Source organism: Nitrosomonas sp. Nm166, assembly GCF_900112825.1.
Taxonomy (GTDB): domain Bacteria; phylum Pseudomonadota; class Gammaproteobacteria; order Burkholderiales; family Nitrosomonadaceae; genus Nitrosomonas.
The window spans coordinates 1-3,420 of sequence record NZ_FONE01000091.1 but is presented as its reverse complement, the minus strand read 5'-3'; the positions used below and the strand labels follow the sequence as shown (position 1 = coordinate 3,420).

Genomic DNA, 3,420 nt, shown 5'->3' with positions numbered 1-3,420 from the left:
TATACCGTGTTCGAACATTGCGCAAGAAATTGAACTTACGCTGTAAGCAAAAACTGAAATTCAAAGTGAACGACCGATTCTAAACATCATTTACCAGTTGCACCCAATATTCTGAACCGGGAATTTTCTGGCAGCCGCGCCTAGTAAAGTGTGGACCAGTGATATCACTTATAGTGCGCCCATCCTTCTAAGGCGTCACTGATGACGTTGACGAAGCTTGAGCATGTTTGGAATGTATTCTAATCATACTGTAATGAATGGAATGCCCGTCTTCTGCTATGAGAAGGCGCGAGCCGAAGCGGCGGTAACCTGCTGTGCATTGGCAGGGTGACGGAGCCCGTGGGAAACGGGACGTGAGGCGAAGTCGTTAAGCCAAGATGCGTCTCCAGGCTGAGTATTGGAAGGTTGAGGAACACGAACCGATTAAACCGCGTCTGTGGGTTGAAATGTCACCACCACCTACACGGCTTAACAGGTGGTATACAAATTGGAACGAACCATATGTGAACCATATGTAGGGGCTCGTTCCCAAATGCAGACTGCACACAAATGGCAGTACACAGGGTGTAACGGAGAGAACATAGCCAGATCGTTACATTTGTATCGACTTGCAGCAAGCAAGGATAAAGACTGCGATCGGCAGCCTCACCAATACGTTTGAGTCCGGCATGTGGAATGGGGAAGGTTTATCGTAATGGCAAGGGAATGTGGCCCCGATGAACGACAGACTGGCGGAGTTCCCACAGTAGTCTGAGGCAGGGAGAGCCTGCTACTTGGCGAAGGGGAACAGTTTAAGTAGCTTGTTTGGTAAATTAACTGCCAATAAAGAGGTGAAGACCTTTGATAATCAGTGAAATGCAGTGCAAGCTAGCAAGATGGTCTTCAGAAGATAAAGAACGCAAGTTTGACCGTCTTCTGAGAGTGATTGCCAATCGGTCTTGGTTGCAACAGGCAGCTCGAGTAACACTTGCGTCGAATGGCGCAAAGACACCGGGGGTGGATAACATAGACAAGCGAGCAATGGAACGTAATCTCCAGCACCAACTGGAAATGATACGTTGCGAACTACTGGCTGGTAATTATCAGCCGCAACCAGCAAGGCGCGTCTATATCCCAAAAGCCAACGGCAAACAAAGACCACTGGGTATTCCGGCCCTGCGGGATCGGATTGTGCAACGTGCAATGCAGATGGCCATGGAGCCCATCTGGGAAAGCGACTTTCATCGTCTGTCCTATGGTTTTCGGCCTGAACGCAGTGTACATCATGCAATTCGCACAGTGAAGTTTCAGTTGCAAGATAGTACCAACACATCGGGTCGCTGGGTGATCGAAGGTGATCTGGCCAGCTACTTTGATACAGTACATCATAAGTTACTGATGAAATGTGTACGAAGACGTATTCGAGATACGCGTTTCCTTTCGCTGTTATGGCGATTTATCAAAGCAGGTCATGTGGATCAGGGGTTGTTTCAGGCAGCCAGTAACGGTGTACCACAAGGAGGTGTAATCTCACCACTCCTGTCCAACATCATGCTCACAATGGTTACCAGCAGTGTGATCTGATTATTCTTGATGAACTGGGCTATCTGCCATTCTCACAAGCCGGAGGTGCTTTATTGTTTCACTTACTCTCCAGGCTTTATGAACGCACCAGCGTAATCATTACGACCAATCTCGCATTCGCAGAATGGAGTACGTTTTTATCGATGCCAAAATGACCACTGCGCTTCTTGATCGACTGACGCACCATTGCCACATCATCGAAACCGGCAATGAGTCTTTCCGTTACAAACAAAGCGCCGCCAGTGCGAAGATCAGAATACAGCAGCGAGGAAAGGAAAAATATTCACCAGAAGAAAATCTGGCCAATTTGTAGTGAATTACAACTGAACTAAAAACATCAACGGGAGGCAAAATAACAACTCAGTCTGGTCGACTTATCCACAGATGCGTAGTATCCTGCGCTCTATTTTTCCTTGGTCATTTTTCAACCATAATGGGTGGTCAATTTTAAACCGGTATCAACACTTGGTCAGCTTGCATTGCGGTGAATGGATGAATTAATTGCCGCAATAGATGCGGCGAGTGATTTGACCTTGCGGAGAATATACCCCATAATCTCCGCATGAATAGCGGAAATAAAAATTACATTTGGCAGCAAACCGAATGGCCCCACTGGCGCTATGAAGCGCAACGTCTGACAGGCTTGTTGGTTCAGGTCCACCACGCCCAAGGTTACTTGCTAGGTCGAATGCATGATCTGGGACTTGGGCTACGCGACCAAGCCACTTTACAGGCTTTAACCGAAGATGTGCTCAAGACCAGCGAGATAGAAGGTGAACTACTGAATCCGGATACGGTGCGTTCTTCCATCGCACGTCGTCTCGGAGTCGAGATCGGTGCCCTGGCTCCTACTGATCGGCATGTCGATGGCATAGTCGACATGGTGCTGGATGCAACCACTCACTTTGACCAACCTCTGACTACAACGCGATTGTTTGGCTGGCATGCAGCGTTGTTCCCTACTGGCTATAGCGGCTTGACCAAAATCCACACCGGAGGCTGGCGCGATGATGCATCTGGACCAATGCAGGTCGTATCCGGGCCAATAGGCCGCCAGAAGGTGCACTTCGAAGCACCGCCCGCCCATCGGTTAGAAGCAGAGATGTCAGATTTCTTGCTCTGGTTCAATGTGCACCAGGAATCTGATCCGGTAGTAAAGGCGGGCCTGGCCCATCTGTGGTTTGTGACCATTCACCCGTTTGACGATGGCAATGGGCGCATCGCGCGTGCAGTGGGTGATATGGCTCTGGCGCGCGCAGAGCAGTCGACGCAGCGGTTCTACAGTCTATCCGCGCAGATACAGCAAGAACGCAAAGATTATTATGACATGCTCGAACGCACGCAAAAAGGTACGCTTGATGTCACAGATTGGCTGGAATGGTTTCTGGGCTGCCTAGTGCGCGCCATACAGGGTGCAGAAAACATACTCTCAATCGTTCTGACCAAAGCCCGGTTCTGGCAGCGTTGGGCAAGCACGCCGTTCAATGACCGGCAAATAAAGCTGCTCAATCGGCTGTTGGACGGATTTGACGGCAAGCTGACCAGCAGCAAATGGGCGGTTATCGCTAAGTGCTCACCTGATTCTGCGCTGCGTGACATTACCGATCTGTTGGACCGTGGTGTACTGATGAAATCAGACGCAGGTGGACGCAGCACCAGTTACGAGTTAAAACAGTTCAACTAGAGCATTCTGCATTTAAGTACGTCCATACCCTGAATTCAGGAAGTAATTTCTGCATTCATATGCTGAGAAGAGCGGCAATATGCTGCCGATGGTTTTCCACAAAGCATCGAATGACCGTGCCATGGCTTTTCTCAAAATGGCCTTGAGTTTTGCAAAGACCTGTTCGATAGGAT

The 3,420-nt window shown here is 49.2% G+C and carries 1 protein-coding gene and 4 pseudogenes; 4 read left to right on the top strand and 1 reads right to left on the bottom strand.

All coding sequences use genetic code 11. From position 1 onward, the window contains the following. From BM021_RS16395 to BM021_RS14665, 4 genes and pseudogenes are all read left to right on the top strand, one after another. Positions 1–172 (top strand): annotated as a pseudogene (locus BM021_RS16395) (IS3 family transposase); the annotation flags it as partial. A 668-nt stretch (positions 173–840) separates the two neighbouring features. After that, positions 841–1,536: pseudogene (locus tag BM021_RS14680) on the top strand (reverse transcriptase domain-containing protein); the annotation flags it as partial. A gap of 20 nt (positions 1,537–1,556) precedes the next feature. Then, positions 1,557–1,876: pseudogene (locus BM021_RS15845) on the top strand (ATP-binding protein); the annotation flags it as partial. 249 nt (positions 1,877–2,125) lie between these two features. Further along, entirely contained in the window at positions 2,126–3,247 is a 1,122-nt protein-coding gene (locus BM021_RS14665; RefSeq protein ID WP_090721721.1) for a Fic family protein, read from the top strand. 12 nt (positions 3,248–3,259) lie between these two features. On the opposite strand, the pseudogene BM021_RS16390 reads toward BM021_RS14665, so the two are convergent. Then, a pseudogene (locus tag BM021_RS16390) lies at positions 3,260–3,420 on the bottom strand (IS630 family transposase); the annotation flags it as partial.